The sequence below is a fragment of the Streptomyces sp. NPDC057654 genome, from assembly GCF_042800135.1.
Lineage (GTDB): Bacteria > Actinomycetota > Actinomycetes > Streptomycetales > Streptomycetaceae > Streptomyces.
The window spans coordinates 1-2,001 of record NZ_JBHVHQ010001195.1; the positions used below are offsets into that span (position 1 = coordinate 1).

The 2,001-nt window shown below is 71.9% G+C and carries 2 protein-coding genes; both read right to left on the reverse strand.

Going from position 1 to position 2,001, the window contains the following annotated elements; translation table 11 throughout:
* On the reverse strand, positions 1-636 hold a 636-nt coding region (locus ACFU99_RS41935), incomplete at its 3' end, for an isocitrate lyase/phosphoenolpyruvate mutase family protein (RefSeq protein ID WP_384403582.1).
* Positions 637-666: 30 nt separating this feature from the next.
* Positions 667-2,001, reverse strand: a 1,335-nt coding sequence (locus tag ACFU99_RS41940; RefSeq protein WP_384403584.1) for a hypothetical protein, incomplete at its 5' end; no start/stop codon positions are given.

Here is a 2,001-nt window from a genome sequence, read left to right on the forward strand (position 1 = left end):
CCGCGCCCACTCCGCGGCGAAGGCCAGGACTTCCTTGCCGTCCTTGCGCTTGGAGTGGATGAAGACGGCGTCCGCGCCGGCCCGCCGGTACGCCTCGCCCCGGTCGAGTGCCTCGGCGAGGCCGCGACCGGAGACCAGCGCCTCGACGCGGGCGATGACGCAGAAGTCGCCGTCGGTCTGGCTGTCCTTGCAGGCGGCGATCTTCCCGCAGAACTCGCCGACGTCCGCGAGGGGCTGCTCGTCGCCGATGAACGAGTTCGTCTTGGGGAACAGCTTGTCCTCGATGCAGACCGCCGAGACGTCCAGGCGGCACAGCTGGCGTACGAACCGGCGGGCGTTGTTGAAGTTCCCGTATCCGGTGTCGCCGTCGACCATGATCGGGATGGTGGTGGCGTCGGCCATGTAGCCGACGGTGTCCAGGACCTCGCTCGCCGAGATCTCATTGCTGTCCCGCACGCCGAGCGCGGTGGAGATCGAGAATCCGGACGCCCAGATGCCGCCGAAGCCGACGTCCTGCACGATGCGCGCGGAGAGCCCGTTGTGCGCCTCCATCAGGAAGCTGAGGCCGGGCGAGTCGAGCAGCTTGCGCATCCGGGCGGACCTGGAGGCCGAGGTGTACTGCTGTGTGCTTCCCATTGCCGTTCTTCTCCTGTTCTCTTCCCCTGTTCAGCGGGTGTGCTCTTCGGTCGCCGGCTCGTATCCCCAGCCGGCGCGGTCGCGGCGGGCGCGGCGCAGCGTGGCCTCCCGCCGGACGGTGTGGGTCAGCTCCAGGTGCTCCAGATAGCCGTAGCCCTCGCCGTTGCCGAGCTTGATCAGCGCGCCGGAGCCGCTGAACCCGTGCGCCACGCAGGGGGCGACCCACAGGCTGTCGTCCGGGGCCAGCGGCTGCTCGCGGACGCTCCCGTCGCCCTCGGCCCACCACGCCGTGGGGGCCCCTCGGGTCACCAGGAAGTGGCTCGCGCCGTGGTCGAACAGGTCGAGCGGCGCCCGCGCGTCGCGGTCCACGGCGAGGTACAGCCCCACCAGGTCGGGCAGTTGGGGCGCGCCCGCCATGGAAGCGGCCCGGTACGCGCCGAATTCCCGTACGGACGCGATGCCCTGCTCGATCGTGCACCAGGTCTTGCCGATCTCGTCGTGCAGCGGCTCGGGCGGCAGCAGCAGCCGGTGGTCGACGCCGAGGACCGCGCCGACGCGCCGCACGGCCGCCGCGTCCAGCGCGCCCCGGTCCCCGGACAGGCACCGGTCGACGGCGTCCCGCGGTACGTCCGCGGCCGCCGCGAGCGCCTGACGGCCGTACGCCCTGCGGGCCATGGCGATGTCCAGCATCGCCGCCTGGTCCCCGGCGGACCAGTCCGCGACGAACCGGTCGTACGAGCTGTCGGGCCAGTCGTTGGCCAGCGTCAGCAGGGCGTGCAGGTTGGACTTGGCGGTGTAGGAGATGATCCGGGCGCTCTCGTCGCCGGCCAGCGAGTAGCTGTGCGGCCGGTAGGACGGTTCGAGGTACGAGTCACCGATGATCCACTCGTGCCCTGTGCCCCGATTGGCCCTGAGCACGGCCCAGTTGAGGCCGGTGATCTCCTCGCCCCAGCGGCCGTGGATGTCGCCGGGGCCGATGTTCACGGTGATCGCCGGTTCCAGATGGCCGTTGTTGAGCCGCGGCAGCCGGCCCTCGGGGCAGAGGATGTCCAGGATGACCGGGGAGACGTACCCCGAGGGGGCGGGCAGCGAGTAGTAGTTGTAGAAGTGGATGCCGTCGCGCCGCACCGCGCGCCGCGTCGCCTCGGTCTCGGCGCGGCTCTGGTGGATCGCGGCGGGCGTCCGCCCGGCGCCGGGGGCCAGCGCGTCGGGGGCGATGTCCAGGGCGGCGGCCAGGCGCCGCAGCTCCGGTTCGGCGAGCTCGATCCGCCCGCCGGCCTCGCCGCCGCCGAGGTCCAGCTTGACGCCGGTGAGGCCGAGTACGTGGTCGGGGGTGAGCTTGCGCGCGTTGAGCCAGTGCATAAG